General features: G+C 36.4%; 21 protein-coding genes and 1 riboswitch. Of the genes, 3 read left to right on the forward strand and 18 right to left on the reverse strand.

The window, feature by feature from the left end; genetic code table 11:
- Positions 1-37 precede the first annotated feature (37 nt).
- A riboswitch (M-box (ykoK) riboswitch) is annotated at positions 38-205 on the forward strand.
- A 331-nt stretch (positions 206-536) separates the two neighbouring features.
- Both mgtA and M1D73_RS21340 read left to right on the forward strand, forming a co-directional pair.
- Positions 537-3242, forward strand: coding sequence for a magnesium-translocating P-type ATPase (mgtA, locus tag M1D73_RS21335; RefSeq protein ID WP_025686743.1), 2706 nt, complete (start codon positions 537-539; stop codon positions 3240-3242).
- A 72-nt stretch (positions 3243-3314) separates the two neighbouring features.
- Positions 3315-4016 (forward strand): MgtC/SapB family protein, encoded by a 702-nt coding sequence (locus M1D73_RS21340; RefSeq protein ID WP_000262342.1) that lies wholly within the window; start codon positions 3315-3317, stop codon positions 4014-4016.
- A 40-nt stretch (positions 4017-4056) separates the two neighbouring features.
- On the opposite strand, the gene M1D73_RS21345 is transcribed toward M1D73_RS21340, so the two are convergent.
- The 3 genes from M1D73_RS21345 to M1D73_RS21355 all read right to left on the reverse strand — a co-directional run bounded on the left by M1D73_RS21345 (position 4057) and on the right by M1D73_RS21355 (position 7534).
- The gene (locus M1D73_RS21345; protein WP_001208858.1) at positions 4057-5295 is read right to left on the reverse strand and encodes a DNA polymerase IV; all 1239 of its coding nucleotides are present in this window, start codon (positions 5293-5295) and stop codon (positions 4057-4059) included.
- Between the two features lie 447 nt (positions 5296-5742).
- Positions 5743-6861 carry a tripeptidase T gene (locus M1D73_RS21350; protein ID WP_000609803.1) on the reverse strand — a complete coding sequence of 373 codons (1119 nt, stop codon included), beginning with the start codon at positions 6859-6861 and terminating at the stop codon, positions 5743-5745.
- A 127-nt stretch (positions 6862-6988) separates the two neighbouring features.
- Positions 6989-7534 carry a GNAT family N-acetyltransferase gene (locus tag M1D73_RS21355; RefSeq protein WP_001987197.1) on the reverse strand — a complete coding sequence of 182 codons (546 nt, stop codon included), beginning with the start codon at positions 7532-7534 and terminating at the stop codon, positions 6989-6991.
- Between the two features lie 189 nt (positions 7535-7723).
- Between M1D73_RS21355 and prli42 the strand changes: the two genes are divergently transcribed.
- Complete coding sequence (prli42, locus tag M1D73_RS21360; protein WP_000549040.1) at positions 7724-7816, forward strand: stressosome-associated protein Prli42; 93 nt, start codon at positions 7724-7726, stop codon at positions 7814-7816.
- Positions 7817-7888: 72 nt separating this feature from the next.
- Here the strand turns inward: prli42 and M1D73_RS21365 are convergent, their stop codons facing one another.
- From M1D73_RS21365 to lpdA, 15 genes are all read right to left on the reverse strand, one after another.
- Positions 7889-8128, reverse strand: coding sequence for a DUF3894 domain-containing protein (locus M1D73_RS21365; protein WP_000281167.1), 240 nt, complete (start codon positions 8126-8128; stop codon positions 7889-7891).
- Positions 8129-8194: 66 nt separating this feature from the next.
- A complete protein-coding gene (locus M1D73_RS21370) occupies positions 8195-8755 on the reverse strand; it encodes a L,D-transpeptidase (RefSeq protein ID WP_001146566.1) in 561 nt (186 codons plus the stop codon).
- Between the two features lie 16 nt (positions 8756-8771).
- Complete coding sequence (locus tag M1D73_RS21375) at positions 8772-9740, reverse strand: aromatic acid exporter family protein (RefSeq protein ID WP_000472673.1); 969 nt, start codon at positions 9738-9740, stop codon at positions 8772-8774.
- 100 nt (positions 9741-9840) lie between these two features.
- The gene (locus M1D73_RS21380) at positions 9841-10563 is read right to left on the reverse strand and encodes an amino acid ABC transporter ATP-binding protein (RefSeq protein WP_000590205.1); all 723 of its coding nucleotides are present in this window, start codon (positions 10561-10563) and stop codon (positions 9841-9843) included.
- Positions 10556-11215 carry an amino acid ABC transporter permease gene (locus M1D73_RS21385; RefSeq protein WP_001046916.1) on the reverse strand — a complete coding sequence of 220 codons (660 nt, stop codon included), beginning with the start codon at positions 11213-11215 and terminating at the stop codon, positions 10556-10558. The genes M1D73_RS21380 and M1D73_RS21385 overlap by 8 nt, the downstream gene beginning before the upstream one ends.
- A gap of 36 nt (positions 11216-11251) precedes the next feature.
- A complete protein-coding gene (locus M1D73_RS21390; RefSeq protein WP_000737672.1) occupies positions 11252-12031 on the reverse strand; it encodes a transporter substrate-binding domain-containing protein in 780 nt (259 codons plus the stop codon).
- Positions 12032-12283: 252 nt separating this feature from the next.
- Positions 12284-12697: a BrxA/BrxB family bacilliredoxin gene (locus tag M1D73_RS21395; protein ID WP_001979317.1), complete on the reverse strand. Its 414-nt coding sequence runs from the start codon at positions 12695-12697 to the stop codon at positions 12284-12286.
- 144 nt (positions 12698-12841) lie between these two features.
- Positions 12842-13249, reverse strand: coding sequence for a YjdF family protein (locus M1D73_RS21400; protein ID WP_000366601.1), 408 nt, complete (start codon positions 13247-13249; stop codon positions 12842-12844).
- A gap of 121 nt (positions 13250-13370) precedes the next feature.
- Complete coding sequence (locus M1D73_RS21405) at positions 13371-13835, reverse strand: NUDIX hydrolase (protein WP_000542536.1); 465 nt, start codon at positions 13833-13835, stop codon at positions 13371-13373.
- A gap of 70 nt (positions 13836-13905) precedes the next feature.
- Complete coding sequence (locus M1D73_RS21410; RefSeq protein WP_000550974.1) at positions 13906-14610, reverse strand: DUF421 domain-containing protein; 705 nt, start codon at positions 14608-14610, stop codon at positions 13906-13908.
- Between the two features lie 107 nt (positions 14611-14717).
- Complete coding sequence (locus tag M1D73_RS21415) at positions 14718-15896, reverse strand: FtsW/RodA/SpoVE family cell cycle protein (protein WP_000831181.1); 1179 nt, start codon at positions 15894-15896, stop codon at positions 14718-14720.
- A gap of 343 nt (positions 15897-16239) precedes the next feature.
- Complete coding sequence (locus M1D73_RS21420) at positions 16240-17559, reverse strand: dihydrolipoamide acetyltransferase family protein (protein WP_000257660.1); 1320 nt, start codon at positions 17557-17559, stop codon at positions 16240-16242.
- Between the two features lie 15 nt (positions 17560-17574).
- Positions 17575-18558: a 3-methyl-2-oxobutanoate dehydrogenase subunit beta gene (gene bfmBAB, locus M1D73_RS21425; protein ID WP_000290071.1), complete on the reverse strand. Its 984-nt coding sequence runs from the start codon at positions 18556-18558 to the stop codon at positions 17575-17577.
- A gap of 13 nt (positions 18559-18571) precedes the next feature.
- Complete coding sequence (bfmBAA, locus tag M1D73_RS21430; RefSeq protein ID WP_000852551.1) at positions 18572-19573, reverse strand: 3-methyl-2-oxobutanoate dehydrogenase subunit alpha; 1002 nt, start codon at positions 19571-19573, stop codon at positions 18572-18574.
- A gap of 27 nt (positions 19574-19600) precedes the next feature.
- Positions 19601-21022, reverse strand: coding sequence for a dihydrolipoyl dehydrogenase (lpdA, locus tag M1D73_RS21435; RefSeq protein ID WP_001051289.1), 1422 nt, complete (start codon positions 21020-21022; stop codon positions 19601-19603).

Here is a 21022-nt window from a genome sequence, read left to right on the forward strand (position 1 = left end):
ACAATTTTACAGTGCTAACATTCAACATGTAATTGAATATGGTCTCTGTTAGGTGAGGCTCCTGTATAGAGAAACGCTGCTGCCCAAAAATGTCGAGAGACGCCAATGGGTCAACAGGAAAGGTCGGAATGAAGGCCTTTTTTAATGTAGCTGGTTTCAGTACCTATGCTATACAGTGCTAAAACTCAACGAGGGAGAGGTGCATGTATTTTGTCATACACAAAAACTGTTTTTATTTATGTCTACTAACAGTCTTTGTTGTGGACTCTTTTAGCTGCGAATTCAGACCTTTACTCGTTTTGAGTAAAGGTCTTTTTACGTCTATATGCACCTTACTATGAAACAAACATAGCATATTCAGAAACTACTAAATTGTACGGAGGTGAGGAACAGTTGGCAATTGATGATTCGGCCCAGATACCCATACGTTTTACATTCATATTTCATCATGTAGGTAGGAAAGAAACTGTTCCTCACCATTTCAAATAGTTAGGTAACAGATTGTTTCCTCCTTCATGACAGAGGAGGAACTACCGATGTTTAATTTACAAAGACAAGAAACAAAGCATGCTTATGAGCAAGATAGCATGAAAACAAATAACGAATTATTAGTGGAGGTTGCAACACAAGATGTAAGCTCTGCGTTAAAACTTTTAGAAACAACACAAGATGGATTATCTAAACAAGAAGCGTCTCGTAGACTTTCTTTATATGGTCCGAACGAAATAGCTCATAATAAAATGGCGCCGTGGTACATTCAATTTCTGTTGGCATTTAAAAATCCATTTATTTTCGTTTTATTAGCTCTTGGAGCACTCTCCTTTTTCACGGATGATATGCAAGGAACAATTGTCGTATCTGCAATGGTACTACTTAGTGCAACAATTCGGTTTTCCCAAGAATTTCGTTCTCAAAAAGCTGCCGATAAGTTAAAAGCTATGGTTCGAACAACTGCAAGCGTATTTAGAATAAATGGATTTGTACATGAAACAAAAAATGTAACGAATTTAAATCGAAATTACACAACAGAAATTCCAATTGAGGAACTTGTACCTGGCGATATCATTTCCCTTTCAGCCGGTGATATCATTCCAGCTGATGTGCGTATTGTATCCGCTAAAGATTTATTTGTTAATCAATCTTCTTTAACAGGGGAAGCACTTCCTGTAGAAAAATACGAACACTGCTACCATACAGAAAATAAGCATATCTTACCGACAAACATGAAAAAAAATTACAATCCACTCGATATGGAAAACCTTTGTTTCATGGGAACAAATATTGTAAGTGGTAGCGCAAAAGCTGTTGTCATCTCAACAAGTACCGATACGTATTTCGGCTCTTTAGCCAATAAGGTAATTGGAAAGCGTGTAGAAACAAGCTTTGATAAAGGTGTAAACAAAGTAAGCTGGCTCTTAATTACATTCATGCTTATTATGGCACCTATTGTCCTTCTCATTAATGGATTCACAAAAGGTGATTGGCAAGAAGCTTTCTTCTTCGCTATTGCCGTCGCTGTTGGCCTTACACCTGAAATGTTACCAATGATTGTAACTGCTAATTTAGCTAAAGGTGCCGTTAAAATGTCTAAACAAAAAGTAATTGTAAAACAGCTAAATTCTATTCAAAACTTAGGTGCTATGAACATTCTTTGTACAGATAAAACCGGAACTTTAACAGAAGATAAAGTTGTCCTTGTTCGTCACTTAGATCCCAAGGGAAATGAATGCAATCGCGTCTTGCAATTTGCCTATTTAAATAGTTTCTATCAAACTGGATTGAAAAATTTAATAGATAAAGCTGTTATTAAGCATACAGAGGAAAACAATACATTTAATCCATCAGCTTTTCAAAAGCTAGATGAAATTCCATTCGATTTCGCCCGCCGGCGTATGTCAGTCATCGTAAAGGATATTTCAGGTGAACATACAATGGTTTGTAAAGGTGCCGTAGAAGAAATTTTATCAATTTGTAACTACACTGAAGTGGATGAAAAAATCGTTCCACTCACCGAGGAAATACGTTCAAATGTCAAAAAAATAAGTGAGACACTAAATAGTGAAGGTATGCGGGTTATTGCTGTGGCTTATAAAAAAGATAGAAGAATAAATGATACAGAGTACGCAGTAAAAGACGAAACTGATATGATTCTCGCTGGATATATCGGCTTTTTAGATCCACCGAAACCATCTGCAGCAGCTGCAATTCAAGCATTACAAAAACATGGTGTACAAGTGAAAATTTTAACTGGCGATAACGAAATTGTTACAAGAAAGGTTTGTAAAGAAGTTGGATTAGATATCTGCGAACCAATCCTCGGTTACGAGATTGATTCTTTACCAGATAAAGCATTAGCAAAACTTGCCGAAGAAACGACTGTATTTGCGAAGCTTAATCCCATGCAAAAATCTCGTATTATACACGCATTACAAGGAAATGGATACACTGTAGGTTACATGGGAGACGGCATTAACGATGCTGTAGCATTACGTGAAGCTGATGTCGGAATATCTGTTGATACTGCTACTGATATTGCGAAAGAAGCTTCCGATATTATTCTACTCGAAAAAAGTTTAACTATATTAGAAGCAGGGATTTTAGAAGGACGTACTACATTCGGAAATATTTTAAAATATATTAAGATGACAGCTAGCTCTAACTTCGGTAATGTGTTTAGCGTGTTAGTAGCAAGTGCTTTCATTCCTTTTTTACCGATGCTTGCCATTCATCTTTTAATTCAAAACTTACTTTATGATATTTCACAACTTTCTATTCCATGGGACAAAATGGATAAAGAGTTTCTAGAAAAACCACGAAAATGGGATACTGCAAACTTACGAAACTTCATTATTTGTATCGGCCCAATTAGTTCTATATTTGATATTATCACATACGTAGTCATGTGGAATGTATTTGGTGCAAATACACCGAGCGAGCAATCATTATTCCAGTCCGGTTGGTTTGTCGTTGGGTTGTTAACACAAACTTTAATTGTTCACATGATAAGAACACAAAAGATTCCATTTATTCAAAGCACTGCATCAACACCAGTCGTTTTATTAACCGCTCTTATTATGGCAATCGGGATTTATATTCCATTCTCACCACTTGGTGCAGCCGTTGGTTTACAAGCATTGCCACTTAACTATTTCCCTTGGTTAGTAGGAATACTATTAGGCTACGCTTTTTTAACACAATTCCTGAAAAAGCTTTATATTAAAAAGTTTCATAGCTGGTTGTAAAAATAAGAATGAGTGGGTATCCCCCGCTCATTCTAAAAAACATAACACATATTATATATGGAGGTGACCATGATGGTATGGTACGACATTGTATTCAGGTTAGTTATAGCAATTATTGTAGGAGCTTGCATTGGAATGGAAAGACAATGGAGACACCGAATGGCTGGGTTACGGACAAATGCTCTCGTATCACTTGGTGCCTGTATATTTGTTTTATTATCCGTCATGCTTGATCATGATGCTAGCCCATCCCGCATTGCTGCTCAAGTCGTTAGTGGTATTGGATTTTTAGGGGGTGGCGTTATTATCCGCGATGGTTTTAGTATTAGAGGGCTAAATACAGCAGCTACTTTATGGTGTGCAGCTGCTGTCGGTACTCTTACAGGCGCCGGTTTCCTCGTTGCAGCTATATTAGGTGCAGCCGGCGTGTTACTAGCAAATATACTTCTTCGCCCAATTGCTCTTTTTATGAATAAAAAATCAAAAGAAGAATCACCAGAACAAACGAACTACTTACTTTCCCTTACTTGTTCAGAAGAAAATGAAGCACATATTCGTTTTTTACTTATGCATATGGTAAGTACAGAAGGAATCGGTTTAAAAGAGTTGTATAGTGAAGACGTAGATTCTAATCAAAAGGTGTGTATACAGGCTACATTACATTGCAAGACAAATGCGGCTATCTTAATTGAAAAAATAGTAAGTAGAATGCTATTAGAATCTGGCGTTACTGGAGCTGGATGGAAGACTTCTTTAAATTTAGAAGCGAGTTAACTAGGAAAGGTGTCATGATTTTACTACTTCATGACACCTTCTACATAAACTTATTTTCTAACTTTTGTTGAAACGACTTCTCTTGCTTACGTAGTAGTTGACTACCTCGTTGTAAAATCGGTGTTCCATACTTATCGTTAATTTGATCAATGACAGCAAGTAGTGGTTCTTTTTTCGCATCCTCTTCAAATGAAAATAAATCTAATTGTTTCACCGATTCTGTCTTCCACTCTATTTCAGTAGCTGTAACACCTAGTAAACGAACGGAATCACCATCCCAATGTTGCTTCCATAAACGGGATGCTGCTTGAAAAATATCGCGTTCTTCCCAAATTGCATTTTTCAATTGCTTACTCCGTGTTACTGTTCGCCTATCATGGTATTTAATCATAATTTGAATATTATAGCTGACAAGGGTTCGCTTTTGTAATCTTTTACTCACTGATTTTGATAACCGTTCTAACATATCAAGTAATTCTTTCTCTTCATCCATATCCTTTGAAAAAGTCATCGAGTTACCGACACTTTTATGTTGGCCCATTTGACTCGGATCCACTTCCCTATCATCCGTACCTTTTGCACGCTTTTGTAAATCAATACCGTGCTTGCCAATTTTAGCGCGAATGATATGCTCGTCTCCCTTCGCTAACTGTTCAATTGTATGTATATGAATTTCATTTAATTTTTCAGCTGTTTTTTCTCCAATCCCATGCATTGCTTCAACTGAAAGTGGCCAAATCATTTCTGGAATATCACGTTTTCGAAGTACGGTAATACCGAGAGGTTTTTTCATATCAGAAGCTGTTTTTGCTAGGAAAAGATTTGGAGCGATTCCGATACTACACGGAAGCTGCAACTCTGTTAATAGTGCTTGTTGAATCATCTTTGCTATTTCAAGAGGCGAACCAAGTGCGTAGCAATCTGTAATATCTAAATATCCTTCATCTATTGAGACTGGTTGTATCTTTTCTGTAAAACGAGAAAGGACTTGAAACATTTGAAATGAAGCTTCGCGATATAATGTGAAATTAGGACGCCTTACAACTAATTGCGGGCATAACCTTTTCGCTTCCCAAAGGGGCATCGTCGTACGTATTCCGTATTCTCTCGCCTCATAACTACATGTTATAATAATTCCTTTTCTCTCTTTTTCATTTCCAGCAACCGCTAATGGCTTTCCTTGTAATGATGGATCATGAGCAATTTCAACAGATGCGAAAAAGCAATTCATATCTACATGTAAAATAACACGACCATTTTTCGGATACATTTCTCGCATAGTACTCACTCCCTAATCAGAACGTTCGTTCTTTTATTATATCAAATTTTGCACAATAGTTATAATAATTACTTGTTCTTTTTTATAATCGATATAAATCGAAACTTTAATCAACTCTCACTAATCGGACTTTTACGGGCAGCAGGGCCCCCACCTAACTTCTTTACTTTCGCTGAATTTTGAGGTAGGGGTCTTACTGTCCGGCAAATAGCGGGATAAACTCAACTATACATTCCTTGTAGTTATATTAATCATTGCAATTAATTATTTACTACTTCCGATTTTCAATATGAATACGTTAAGGTTATTCCCTCGTCTAGTACATGTAGCAACAACGTATATACTTCCATAGTTTTTCTTATATTCGCTTATACGTCTTGTCAAAGCAATCGAATCAAAATAAAAAGCGTGTAAATCATAATTGATTTACACGCTTTTTCTATTCCATTACTTCGCTACTTCTTCAATAATTGCAACAACTAATTCTGCTGTTTTTGCTAATTCTTCAACAGGAATCTTCTCGTTTGTTGTATGAATTTCTTCATAACCAACCGCTAAGTTAACTGTTGGGATACCATGTCCTGCAATTACGTTTGCATCACTTCCGCCACCACTTTGGTGAAGAGAAGGTGTACGACCAATTTTTTCAGCTGCACGTTTTGCAACTTCTACAACGTGATCGCCATCAGCAAATTTAAATCCTGGGTACATAACGTTTACTTCAACGTCTGCATGACCGCCCATTTCTTTTGCAGTTGTTTCAAATGCTTCTTTCATTTTCGCAACTTGTGCTTCCATTTTCTCATTAATTAAAGAACGAGCTTCTGCAAAGATTTGTACATGATCGCAAACGATATTCGTTTGTGTACCACCTTCAAAACGTCCAATATTTGCAGTCGTTTCAGAGTCAATGCGACCAAGTGGCATCTTCGCAATTGCTTTCGCTGCGATAGTAATTGCAGATACACCTTTCTCCGGCGCTACACCAGCGTGAGCTGTTTTCCCGCGAATAATTGCGTTCACTTTCGCTTGTGTTGGAGCTGCAACAACGATTTCACCAACTTTTCCATCGCTATCTAATGCGTAGCCATATTTCGCTGTAATACGCTCACGGTCTAATGCTTTTGCACCAACAAGACCTGATTCTTCTCCGACTGTAATAATAAATTCTATTTTACCATGAGGGATATTTTTCTCTTTTAAAACACGGATTGCTTCGAACATTGATGCTAATCCAGCTTTATCATCCGCACCTAAAATTGTTGTACCATCTGATACGATATATCCATCTTTAATAGAAGGCTTAATTCCATTACCAGGAACTACTGTATCCATATGAGAAGTAAAGTAAATTGTATCAACACCATCTTTTGTTGCTGGTAAAGTACAAATTAAGTTACCTGCACCATGACCAGTTACAGCCATTGTGTCATCTTCAAATACTTCTACACCTAAATCTGTAAATTTCTTCGTTAATACTTTGCAGATTTCTGCTTCAAATTTCGTTTCAGAATCTACTTGTACTAATTCCATAAATTCATTTACTAAACGTTCTTGATTAATCATAAGACTGCGCCTCCTGCACTACCATTATGTATGTAACACTATTAATTATAACAGAATTTCGCAAAAGTTTCGAAATACAAGACAAAAAGCAGATGGTTTACATGTCTAGATAACCATCTGCTTTCTATTACTCATTTAACAATACCCAGCGCATATGATCTTCCCACACGCCATTTACCATTAACATCTTCCTAGACACGCCTTCATATTGAAAACCTATCTTCGTTACTACTTGTATAGATGCTAAATTACGCGGCATAATCGGAGCTTCTATACGATGTAACTGAAATTCCCCAAAAGCAACTTGAATTGCTTTTCTAAGCGCTTCTGTCGTATACCCTTTGTTTAACTCTGCTTTATCTAATTTATAACTGAGTACACAAGATTGATAAATGCCACGAACGATTAAATTAAATGAAATACACCCAATTATTTTCGTATCATCACCCTTTTTAAAAATCCATAGTCTGATGATTTTCCCTTCTTCGAACTCTTTTCTATCCTTTTGCAACTTTTTCTTTTGATAATCTAGCGTAAAAAAATCATCCGGTCTATACTCTTCCCAAGCTTTTAAAAATTCACGATTTCTGTCGTAATATTGAAGAACTGTTTCAGCATACGACTCATCAATTTCCCTTAAGTATAAACGATCTGTTTCGTATATTTTCATCATCGTATCTCCATTCTTCAGCTTGCCCAACTAAAAATTAACAATATACCCTTTTACTATATTCTCTATACACACTCAAATTTCCTGTTATATTTTGCAATCCCCTCCCGAATTTTGTCCTCACTCTCCCCTTGTCCATAATTTCATTTCTCGTTACAATGAAATTGTACTGATTTGCAAGGAGGTATAACGATGCATAAAAAAGCTCAAAAAGTTATGGTTTATGTGATGCTGATTTCTATGCTTGTAACAACATTACTTGCTGGCGCGAGTATGTTTTGGTAAAAAGGGCGATGTGTTCGTCCTTTTTTTACTTTTTACACATGACAAAATAAACCATCTCGACATCGAGATGGTTTATTTTATATAAAACACAATCGCTACAATACTAAAGGAAAATGACATTACAAGTGCTATTACAAAACTTGTATATTGTTTCTGCTGAAATGCTCCAATAACAAAAGTTAGATTAAGTAATGCCATACATACAATCGCTACAAGATAAGAACATATATTAAAAGTTGCCAATATGAATGTAATAACAAATAGAAATCCCATAAAAAACTGCATATACGAAAGTTTTGGATTCAAGTACATATGAGCAACCCCTTTATCTAATTTTATCTTTCTATATTCTCATTAACGCACGGTTATGTACACATGTCAAGACAACTTATTATAATAGAAAAAGCCAACCTTTTCGTTGGCTTTTTCATATGCAACGGCTCCTTTTTCTTTTGCCAATTGCTGAAATGATTTTTTCGATTTCACAATCCATACTTTCGTTCCAATTGGAATGCGATCAAACAAATATTCCACATCGTTTTTCTTCATTCTTATACACCCTTGTGAAATATACTTTCCAATTGAACTCGGTTGGTTTGTTCCATGTATTCCATATTTACTTCCATCAGTTCCTCTTGCATTAAATCCAATCCACCTTGACCCAAGTGGATTTTTTGGCGACCCACCTGGAATATCCTTCGCAATATAATACGGATCCTTCGCTTTCATTACAACATCAAAAGTTCCTTCTGGAGTTAATTCATTCGTTTTCCCTGTCGCTACTGGAAAAACCTTTTGAATCTTTCCATCGTCAATGTAAGCTAATTTATTCGTTGCTTTATTTACAATAATAAAAGGATCTCCGGCACGTGGATTATCCCCAAGAGGCCAAATCGGCGATAAAGAAAGACATAATATGATAGAGAGAAGATACGGCATAGATAATTCCTACCTTCTATATAAGTTCTTTTATATTATCCTTTCCCTTAAAGCGACTTTTAATGAGTAAATATTGTTCCATTTCATACACAAGTTGAACAAGTTTCGCACGTATCTCAAATTCTTCGCGTGTAGCTGGTAATGGCATGTCTCTAAATAATCCCCTCATTTCTTGAAGCTGCCTTAAGGAAATAACGCCAGTACTCTCAGGGCTAATAGCATTACCAATGTTTTCAACAACATCTGCAATCATATCAGCTTGTTCATATGTCCATGATAAAGAAGCTGCTAGTGGTATCATTCGCTCTAAAATTTCGAATTGTTGCATACGCATATTAAAATAACGATAGTAATAATCATCTTCTCGCATAAATGCATTCTCAAGTTTTTTAAACGATAAATCTCTTGCTTCATTTAACATATTCTCGGTTTCAATGAGTTCTGCCCCACTCCAACTACTTTCTCGATTTCGTAAATACACAACCATTTCAAACAAAATCGTTTTAAAATTGCTCTCTATTTTATCCTGATACTCTTTTAGCTTATTTTCACTACTCGGCATATACATATTTACTAATAACGCCACGCTAATCCCTATCGTTAATATAGCAATTTCATTTCCAACTATAAGCCATGTAATTTGCTTCAATGAATATAGATGCATAACAATAACTGAACTCGTGACAATGCCTTCTTGAATTTTAAGCATTACTGCAGTCGGAATAAATGTAAGTAACAATATGCTAATTGCAAGTGGTGTATAGCCGATCGTTTCAAAAATACAAAACGCGAATACCATTGATAATACACAAGCTAGAAAACGATGTAACGACACTTGAAGCGATTTGCGCTTCGTATTTTGTACACATAAAATAACTAAAATACCTGCTGAACTATAAAATTCCAACCCTAATAACTGAGCAATAAAAACTGCCGCGCCTGTCCCTATTGCTGTTTTTACTGTACGGTATCCAATTTTAAACATATCATTACTCCTATATGTATAAACGTATTTACAGCTAGTATAAAAAAAGGATGACACAATGTCATCCTTTTCTACTTATTATTCACATAACCTTTTCATATTACAATATTTTTTGTAAAAATTGTTGCGCACGTTCACTTTTCGGTGCTGCAAAAAATTCTGCTGGCGCACTATCTTCTACAAGCTTTCCTCCGTCTAAGAAAAGAACACGATCTGCCACTTCTTTTGCAAAGCCCATTTCATGTGTAACGATAGCCATCGTCATTCCTGTCGTAACTAACGATTTCATAACTTCTAACACTTCTTTCACCATCTCTGGATCTAGCGCCGATGTCGGTTCATCAAATAACATAACTTCGGGTTCCATTGCTAACGCTCTTGCAATTGCTACACGTTGCTTTTGTCCTCCCGAAAGACGATTTGGATACGTATCTTTTTTATCTACTAGTCCAACCTTTTCTAAAAGTTTCTCAGCTTTCTTTTCAGCTTCTTGCTTCGTTACCCCTTTTACATTGGTAGGAGCATACGTAATATTTTCTAATACAGTCATATGAGGAAATAAGTGAAAATGTTGAAATACCATACCGACATTTTCACGAACATGCATAACATTCGTTTTCGGATTCGTTACTTCTTCCGTTCCAATCCAAATGTGACCATCCGTTGGTGCTTCTAACATATTCATACAACGTAAAAATGTTGATTTTCCTGATCCAGAAGGTCCTATAATTGCAACTACTTCCCCTTTTTCAATCGTTGTTGTAATTCCTTTTAATACTTCGTTTTTACCAAATGATTTATGAAGGTTTTCAATTTTAATCACTTTTCTTCATTCTCCCTTCAATTGCCTTCCCGACTAATGTAAGAATAATGACTAACATATAATAAATCAGTCCAACAAAAAGTAATGGTTCAAGATATTTAAATGTCTCACCGCCTACGATGTAAGCACGACGCATTAAATCAGTCGCGCCTATTACTGTTACTACAGCCGATTCTTTCGTAAGTGTCGCAAATTCGTTCACAAGCGCTGGTAATATATTTTTTAATGCTTGAGGGAAAATAATATTTCTCATCATTTTTCCGTATGGTACCCCTAAAGCCATTGCTGCTTCTGTTTGTCCTTTATCCACCGCTTGAATACCAGCACGAATTACTTCTGACATGTATGCACCTGAATTCAAGCTAAATGCAAGTACAGCAGCTAAGAATGCTGGTATTTCATAACCAATTATTTGCGGGACACCGAAATAAATAATCATTAATTGCAATACAAGGGGTGTACCACGAAAAATTGATGTATAAAAATCTGCTGCTATATTTAATGCTCGTATTCTAGCAATTTTACAAAGTGCTAATAGCGTTCCTAAAATAAATCCTGCTAAAGCTGATACTGCTACAATTTTCAAAGTAACTTCTAAACCTTTTAGTATATATGGTATCGAAGGCGTAATCGCCGAAAAATCTAAGTTCATTCTTTTCATTCCCCTCACAGAAAAGTGAAAGGCAGCTTATTTTCCGCTGCCAAACCATTTCTTCACTAATTTATCCATTTCTCCATTTTCTTGCATTTTTTTAATTACTTTATTAAATTCAGCTGTTTTATCACTGTTTTTCGGAAGGGCAATTGCTGCTCCAACTTCTTCTGGCGCTTCTTTAATTTCAACTCCTTGTAAATCTTTCATTTTCTCTAAATAATTTTTAGCAACTGTGTCTTCTATAATTGCAGCGTCAAAACGACCAGCTTTAATTTCTTGTACGATTTCTGGTATACGGTCACGTCCCTCAACCTGGAAATCTACTTGTTTTTTAAATTCTGCTGCTTTCTCTTCTTGAATAGACCCTGTTTGTACTCCTACTTTTTTCCCTTTTAAATCCTCTACAGATTTAATGTTAGAATCCTTTTTAGAAACGATCATATTTTTCGCAACAAAATAAATATCTGTAAAATCAACATTATTTTTACGCTCTGCAGTTGGCGTCATGCCTGCCATTACGAAATCAACTTTTCCTGAACTAAGAGATGCTAATAAACCACCAAAATCCATATCTTTCACTTTCACTTCATACCCAAGTTCTTTTCCGATATATTTAGCAACATCAACATCAAAGCCGATAATTTCATCGCTCTTTGACGCATCTACATATTCATAAGGTTTATAATCTGCTGAAGTTCCCATTACGAGTACCTTTTTATTTCCTTTTGTTTCTTTCGATTCCCCATTACTACAAGCGCTGAATATACTTACAATTAAAATAAGTGCAAACGATATTGATACTAATTTCTTCATCTTTCTTCCCCCTAATGATGTATATTTAAAAGTTTAATAGAATATTTATTCGATGTTTGTATTGTATCAGCACTTTTATTTTTATGCAATATATAAAATAAAAATAAATAACAAAACAATATAAATGCTATTTTTTATGTATAAAACGATGCATAAAATAACACAACTATGCATATTCCATAAATTTTAATAATAAATAAAAAAGGCGGCACATCCACTTGATTGTGGACGTGCCGCCTTTTCTCTTATTTTTTATAGTTCTTCACAATTCTCTTCAAAATATGATTGTAGTTTCGCAATAACTTGCATCGGTTCATGACCTTCAATTTCATGACGCTCTACCATCGTTACAATTTTTCCATCTTTTAATAAAGCAAATGATGGAGAAGAAGGTGGGTACCCTTCGAAATATTCACGCGCTCTTGCTGTCGCTTCTTTATCTTGACCTGCAAACACCGTTACAAGGTGGTTAGGACGTTTATCATAATGTACGGAATGCGCAGCAGCAGGACGAGCAATACCACCTGCACAACCACATACAGAGTTTACCATTACAAGTGTTGTTCCATTTCTTTTAAACGCTTCTTCTACCGCTTCTGGCGTCGTCAATTCTGTATATCCAGCAGAGACAATCTCTTCACGCGCTTGGCGGACAACATCATTCATAAAAAAGTTAAAATTAATCACTCTTTTCCCTCCTCTAAAACTACCTATTTGTATCTTACCAGTTAATGTTTATGAAATACAAGTAAGTTTACTTGTATTTAAGTATAGAAAAGGTGTTAGAGCTCTTGCTCTAACACCTTTTCTTTAATGACCACGATGTTTTTGCTTTGTTTTTTGTACTTTCATTAAACGTCTTCTTTCTTTTTCAGCTTCTCGCTTCTCTTTAGACTGCACTTTCTTTTCTTGTTTATGCAATTCATAAGATAAACTAATCGCCTCTTGCGCCTTAGTAAAACGTTTAATATTTATTTCTTTTGCTGCTTGTCGTATGATACGCTTTATGTTTTTAGGACGCTGTTTTTCTTTAACTTCTACACCACATTTTGCAAAGTGCTGAAAATGCTCTAAAAGTGAACCATTCACAAACATAAGCACTTCTTCATCTGACGGTTCCGCCCCAAAAATATACCTCGCCCCATACAATTTCCCTTGTTCTTTACATGTAATGATTCCAACAAAAAATTGGCCATCGTGATATACTGTCAAATCCATTGACAGCCCCTCCTTTAAAAGATTAGAAATACAGGACATCCCGGAGGGGAAGGTTACTGACATGAAATCATGCGTCTGGACTACCAACCAGAACTGTGTTTTTGTATTTCTTTCACTATGATTATATCTTTTTTTCCATAATCTTCATATATTCAGCAATCATTTTTTTATGCGATCCTACAATATAGTCAGGTAGTTCTGTTACTGAAAAGAATTTAAGCTGAACTGCTTCTTCTTTATTCATAACAAAATCCCCTTCGTATTCATCTGTATAATAGGCGGTTGTTACAGATTGAAATTCATCACCGTTTGCTAATTTTGTAAAGTAGTTCGCTCCAGAAAATACATTGATTAGTCGCAAGTTCTTCACTTTTATTCCTGTCTCTTCATATACTTCACGATAAGCTGTTTCTTCTGGTGATTCACTAAGCTCCATTAGCCCGCCAGGTAGCCCCCATTTTCCGTACGGCTCTGTCCGCTGCTGCAATAAAACATATCCATTTTCATTTATAATGAGTACAACAGCACCAACTAAAATTAAAGGGCGATGACCAACTATTTTTCGTAATTCTTCTACATATCCCACCGTATCGCCTCCTTTTTCGTTGTCCACACTATTGTATCATATGTTCGAAACGACAAAATGCGTATATTTTTCATTTTTTTAACAAAATATTTATTTTATGTGATTCATCTACTGTAGCTAACATAATAGATTCCACTTCTGTACTCTCCTCTAGAAATTCTCTCGCCCAAGCTTCTGTTTTTCCTAATAATGCAAGAACATCTTTCTGTATCCTCCCATCCTTTACTAATACAAAAGAAACTGGAGATTTTTTTCCCGCCACTTTAAGATCAAGCCGCGAAACTGCTTCATATTCTGGATACCGAAATATAGAAACGACACCGTTTGCTTCCCATAATGCTAATTTAATCGTTTGAATATCGCTCACATTTCGCATACGAAGTTCCGAAAACAAATATTCCACGGTAATTCTCGCCTTTTTCAAATTGCTAAAATCAATGGAACCATTATGTATAAGAATGATAGGTGCTGGCTCTAAAAAACGTCTCCATCTATCCCATTTCAGCATTAAAACTGAGCTTATAATATGAAGTACAACGAGTATGAACGTTGTAATCATCGAGCCCAGTAACCCTACTTTTTCATCAGACAATGCGTTAGAAATATTCCCACCAAGCAATAACACTAATACAACATCTAAAAAACGAAGTTGTGCGATAGACCTTTGTCCCATCGCTTTCGCAACTAATATTAAAAATATGTATGCTATAATAGCCCGAATAACCCATTCACTACTAGAAAGATGCCGTGCTCCTTCAAAAATATGCATATGCATCACTTTGCACTCCTTACCCGTCTCAAACTGCTAACCTGTTTTAGTTTGCAACGTTTATGAGCATATATGTAAAAAAGCTGGTTCGTTTAAAAACGAACCAGCTTTTTTTACTTAACTGAAAACATATATTTTTTATACGTTTTCCGTACCGATAGTATGAGCCCCATCATAATCATATTCGAGAATAAGGAACTTCCCCCATACGATAAGAAAGGTAATGCAATACCTTTTACAGGCATTAATCCAACGATCATACCGATGTTTTGGAATATTTGAACTGTTAATATACCGATCGATCCAGCGCATAATAATGTACCAAATAAATTATCAGCGGAATAACCAATAATAATTGTTCGATATAGTAGTAATAGGAACAAGAAGACAACTAAGGCTGCTACGATAAATCCACCTTCTTCGGCAATTGTAGCGAAAATAAAGTCAGTATGCTTCTCTGGGATATAGACGCTTCCTCCCCCAAACCCTTTACCTTCCATTCCTCCACTACCTACAGCTAAAATCGATTGTTGCGTTTGATAACCTTGATCTGCATTTTCAAATGGATTTAACCAACCTACAATACGCGACTGTTGGTGAGGTTTTAGTAAAGTAACTAAATTATTATAGAAAAAATCTTGATACTTAAAGAAAATAAATATTAAAGCAGATAATATGGTCAACGGAATAACTGTACATAATGCTATCAATTTCTTTTGAATACCTGACATAAATAAAATACATGCAATAGCAGCAGCATATAAGAACACCATACCTGTATCAGGTTGACTATATACAACCGCCATAGGTGGAAGTGACACTAGCATAATTTTACCTACTAGCTTTAAATCTGTTTGGAATGTCCTTGCCATATACTGTGCATTATGTTTTACTGCTATACTCGCTACTACAAGTAGCAATGCAATTTTGAAAAACTCAGACGGCTGAATTTGTCCAAATACTGGGAAAACAAACCATCTTTTTGCACCTAATTTTTCAGGTGTAAAACCTGATGGTGGTAATACTTTCAAAAGAATAAGTGAAGCAAACCCAGCAATATAAAGCGGCCAAGATAATTTTTGTAACTGATCTAAATCAATGCTTGCAACAAGAAGTAACAATACAACCCCAATTATGTAGTTAACACCTTGTTTCATAGCAAAGTTTGCAGCTCCATACTGTCCCGTTTGCTGACTGCTATATATAGCAGCTATACTCGTCACACATAGTGCACACAAAATTAAAATTAATTTTACATCTAAACTTTTTAGAAACTCGGTACTTCTTTTCATGACATCCTCCTGAAACATTGTTACGGCAAAAATAAAAAACCAGGAGTCAACATTCTTCATGTTTTGACGACTGATTACACATTATCTATAAAACACTTATATAGAATAACTCTCTTTTTCATACAATACAATATATTATACTACAGTTTCATCAGTAAGATTTGCCAAAAAAATTATTCTTTTCTTATTTTATATCCATATACCATATATCAGCAATGTATTTTCGTAAATTCCTAATACATAATCGTTTATTGTAAGATTACTGGGAAAGATATTTATACATAATAGTAGGATGTAGATGAAGAAATAAGATAATAAAAAGCTCGCATAAGCGAGCTTTTTATTAATATACAGATGTATTATTTTCTGACATGTTTTCTAAAATTTCTTTAACACGGCCTAAGAACTTACCACAAATTAAACCATCAAGTACTCGGTGATCAAGTGATAAACATAAGTTAACCATGTCACGAGCACCGAACATACCATTATCCATAATTACTGGGCGCTTTACAATTGATTCAACTTGTAAAATAGCCGCTTGTGGGTAATTAATAATACCCATAGATTGAACAGAACCGAATGATCCTGTGTTATTAATTGTAAATGTTCCACCTTGCATTTCGTCTGCTTTTAACGATTTCGTACGTACTTTTCCTGCAAGTTCTGTAATTTCACGAGCGATACCTTTAATTGTTTTCTCGTCCGCTTGCTTAATTACTGGTACAAATAGTTCTTCCTCTGTTGCAACAGCGATAGAAAGGTTAATATCTTTCTTCTGAACAATTTTATCGCCAGCCCACATTGAATTAATTTGAGGATACTCTTTTAACGCTTGTGCTACTGCTTTTACGAAGAAAGCAAAGAACGTTAAGTTAAAGCCTTCACGCTTCTTAAAGTCACCTTTAATTGAGTTACGGTATGACACAAGGTTTGTCACATCTACTTCAATCATCATCCAAGCATGTGGTGCTTCATGTTTACTACGTAACATGTTTGCTGCGATTGCTTTACGCACACCTGTTACTGGAATTTCGATATCTCCAGGCATTGTAGGTACAGAAACTGGTTTCGCAGCTTCTACTTTTTGCGCTACTGGTGCTGCTTTTGGTGCTTCTGGGCGAGCTTCTACTACTGCCGCTACAGCTTCCTCTTTCTTCGCTGCACCTGCTTGCGGAATATTTCCAGATTCCACTAGCTTTAAAATATCTTTACGAGTGATACGGCCGTTTGCTCCCGTACCTTCTACTAGATCTAAATCAACGTTATGCTCACCCGCAAGTTTTAACACAGCTGGTGAAAAACGTGGTTTTCCATCAGTTGGTTGTTTTACTTTCGGTGCTTTTTCAGACGTAGCTACTTCTGCCTTTGGTTCTTCTTTCGTTTTTTCTTCAACAGCTGTTGCTGCTACTTCATCTGCGCCTTCTACTTGAATCACACAAACTACTTCACCTACAGCTAACGTATCACCTTCACCAGCGATTAACTCTTTTACAATCCCCGTGAAAGAAGATGGTACTTCAGCATTTACTTTATCAGTCATTACTTCTGCAAGCGGATCATACTTGTTTACGTGATCGCCAACATTAACGAGCCATTTACTAATTGTGCCCTCTGTAACGCTCTCCCCGAGCTGAGGCATTGTAATATTTTCTACAGCCATGTATAGTCCCCCCGATTAAAATTCCGCAAGTTCACGCATTGCTTTTTCAACTTTATCTGGATTTACCATAAAGAATTTTTCCATTGTTGGTGCATATGGCATTGCTGGAACGTCTGGACCTGCAAGACGTGCGATTGGCGCATCTAAATCAAATAGACAGTTTTCAGCAATAATTGCTGCCACTTCACTCATAATGCTTCCTTCTTTATTGTCTTCTGTTACAAGAAGAACTTTACCTGTTTTAGAAGCTGCTTCAATGATTGCTTCTTTATCTAATGGATATACAGTACGTAAATCAAGAATGTGTGCAGAGATGCCATCTTGTGCTAACTTTTCAGCCGCTTGAAGAGCAAAATGAACACATAATCCGTACGTGATAACTGTAATATCATCACCTTCACGTTTTACATCTGCTTTTCCGATTGGTAATACGTAGTCATCCTCCGGCACTTCACCTTTAATTAAACGATATGCACGTTTATGTTCGAAGAATAATACTGGATCTTCATCACGAATGGCTGCTTTTAATAAGCCTTTTGCATCATATGGTGTAGAAGGGATAACGATTTTTAAACCTGGTTGGTTTGCAAACATCGCTTCTACAGATTGTGAATGATACAATGCACCGTGAACACCCCCGCCAAATGGTGCACGAATTGTAACTGGACAAGTCCAATCATTATTAGAACGATAACGAATTTTTGCTGCCTCAGAAACAATTTGGTTTACTGCTGGCATGATGAAATCAGCAAACTGCATTTCAGCGATTGGACGCATACCATACATTGCCGCACCAATTGCTACCCCAGCAATTGCAGATTCTGCAAGCGGTGCATCAAGCGCACGATCTTCACCAAATTGATCATACAAACCGTGTGTCGCTTTAAACACGCCACCTTTTTTACCAACATCTTCTCCTAAAACGAATACTTTCTCATCGCGTTCCATTTCTTCGCGCATTGCTAATGTAATAGCATCAATATAAGACATTACAGCCATGAAACGTTCCCCCCTATTCTGCGTATACGTGCTTCAATGCATCTTCAGGTGCTGCATACGGAGCATTTTCTGCATATTCTGTTGCTTCATTTACGATATGCATAATTTCGTCTAACATTTGTTTTTCCGATTCCTCAGTTAATACACCAGCTTCTTTTAAATAAGCCGCGAATGTTATAATTGAATCTTTTTTCTTTGCTTCTTCTACTTCTTCTTTATCACGATAAACACGATCATCATCGTCACTAGAATGTGCTGTTAAACGATATGATACTGTTTCAATTAAAGTTGGGCCTTCACCACGACGACCGCGATCTGCTGCTTCTTTTACAGCTTTATATACTGCAAGCGGATCGTTTCCGTCTATTGTATATCCAGGCATACCGTAACCAATCGCACGATCTGATACGTTTTTACATGCTAATTGTTTTTCAACTGGAATAGAGATTGCATATTTGTTATTTTCACACATAAAAATAACAGGTAGTTTGTGTACACCAGCAAAGTTTGCCCCTTCATGGAAGTCACCTTGGTTTGAAGAACCTTCTCCAAATGTAACGAACGTTACTAAATCTTTCTTCTCCATTTTTCCAGCTAATGCAATACCAACTGCATGTGGTACTTGCGTTGTTACTGGAGATGAACCTGTAACAATACGATTTTTCTTTTGACCGAAGTGACCAGGCATTTGACGACCACCAGAGTTTGGATCTCCAGCTTTCGCGAAAGCAGACAACATAAGCTCTTTAGCTGTCATACCAAATGCTAGTACAACACCCATATCACGGTAGTATGGTAATGCATAATCTTTCTCTCTATCAAGAGCGAACGCCGCTCCAACTTGTGCAGCCTCTTGTCCTTGACAAGAAATTACGAATGGAATTTTACCAGCACGGTTTAATAACCACATACGTTCGTCGATTTTACGTGCAAGTAACATCGTACGGAACATTTCTAATACTTGCTCATCACTTAAGCCAAGCTCTTCATGGCGCTTTTCTTTTACTTCTGCCATTTTTCATAACCTCCTAAATCCACATTTTTATGCGTGTAACGCTCTTCCATCTACAGCAAGTGCTGCTTCACCAATCGCCTCAGATAATGATGGATGCGGATGAATTGTATGTGCTACTTCCCAAGGTGTTGCATCAAGTACTCTTGCAAGACCCGCTTCAGAAATCATATCTGTTACATGCGGTCCAATCATATGAACACCAAGAATGTCATTTGTCTCTTCATCAACTACAAGTTTTACGAAACCATCTGATTCTCCGTATACAAGTGCTTTTCCGATTGCGCGGAATGAGAACTTACCTACTTTTAACTTATAGCCTTTTTCTTTCGCTTCTTGTTCTGTTAAACCGACAGAAGCAACTTCCGGACTGCTATATACGCATTTTGATACCATAGAGTAATCGATTGGTGTAACTTCTTTCCCTGCAATATGTTCTACTGCAGCAATTCCTTCGTGAGAAGCAACGTGAGCGAGTTGCAGGCCACCGATTACATCTCCAATTGCGTAAATATGCGATTCTTTCGTTTGATAAAACTCATTTGTTTGAATGTATCCTTTTTCCACAACGATATCTGTATTCTCTAAGCCAATATTTTGCGTATTCGCTTGTCTTCCTACAGATACAAGCATTTTTTCTGCTTTAAATTCTTTATTTTCACCGTTGTGTTCAGCTTGGATTGTTACTCCATTATCTTTTACCAATGTTTCTGGTAATACTTTTGCACCAGTTACCACTTTAATACCTTTTTTCTTGAATAGACGTTGCATTTCTTTTGAAACGTCTTGATCTTCTAGTGGTAATATCGTTTTCGCATACTCTAATACTGTAACTTCTACACCGAAGTCAGCAAGCATAGATGCCCACTCAATACCGATTACACCGCCACCAACGATAATAATCGAACTAGGAAGCGTTTCCATTTTTAGAGCATGATCTGAAGACATTACGTACTCTCCGTCTAATTCTAAACCTGGTAATGAATTTGGACGAGAACCTGTTGCAATAAGTACATTTTTTGGAATTAACATTTCATTCTCTTCTCCACTTGCAAGTTCAACTGAAATTGTCCCTGGCATCGGAGAGAAAATAGATGGGCCAAGAATACGGCCAATACCTTCAAACACATCAATTTTACCTTGTTTCATTAAATGTTGAACGCCTTTATGAAGCTGCGTTACTATCTTCTCTTTACGCTCTTGTACTTTCGCAAAGTTTAGTTCTACATTGCTTGCAATAACTCCGAACTCTTCGCTTTTTTTAGCAGTTGCATATACTTCCGCACTACGTAAAAGAGCTTTACTAGGAATACATCCTTTGTGTAAACAAGTACCACCAAGATTTTCTTTTTCGACTAGTGCAGTTTTTAACCCTAGTTGTGATGCACGAATTGCAGCAACATATCCACCAGTACCGCCGCCAACGATGACTAAATCATATTCTTTTGCCAT

Source organism: Bacillus sp. PK3-067 (genome assembly GCF_056738645.1).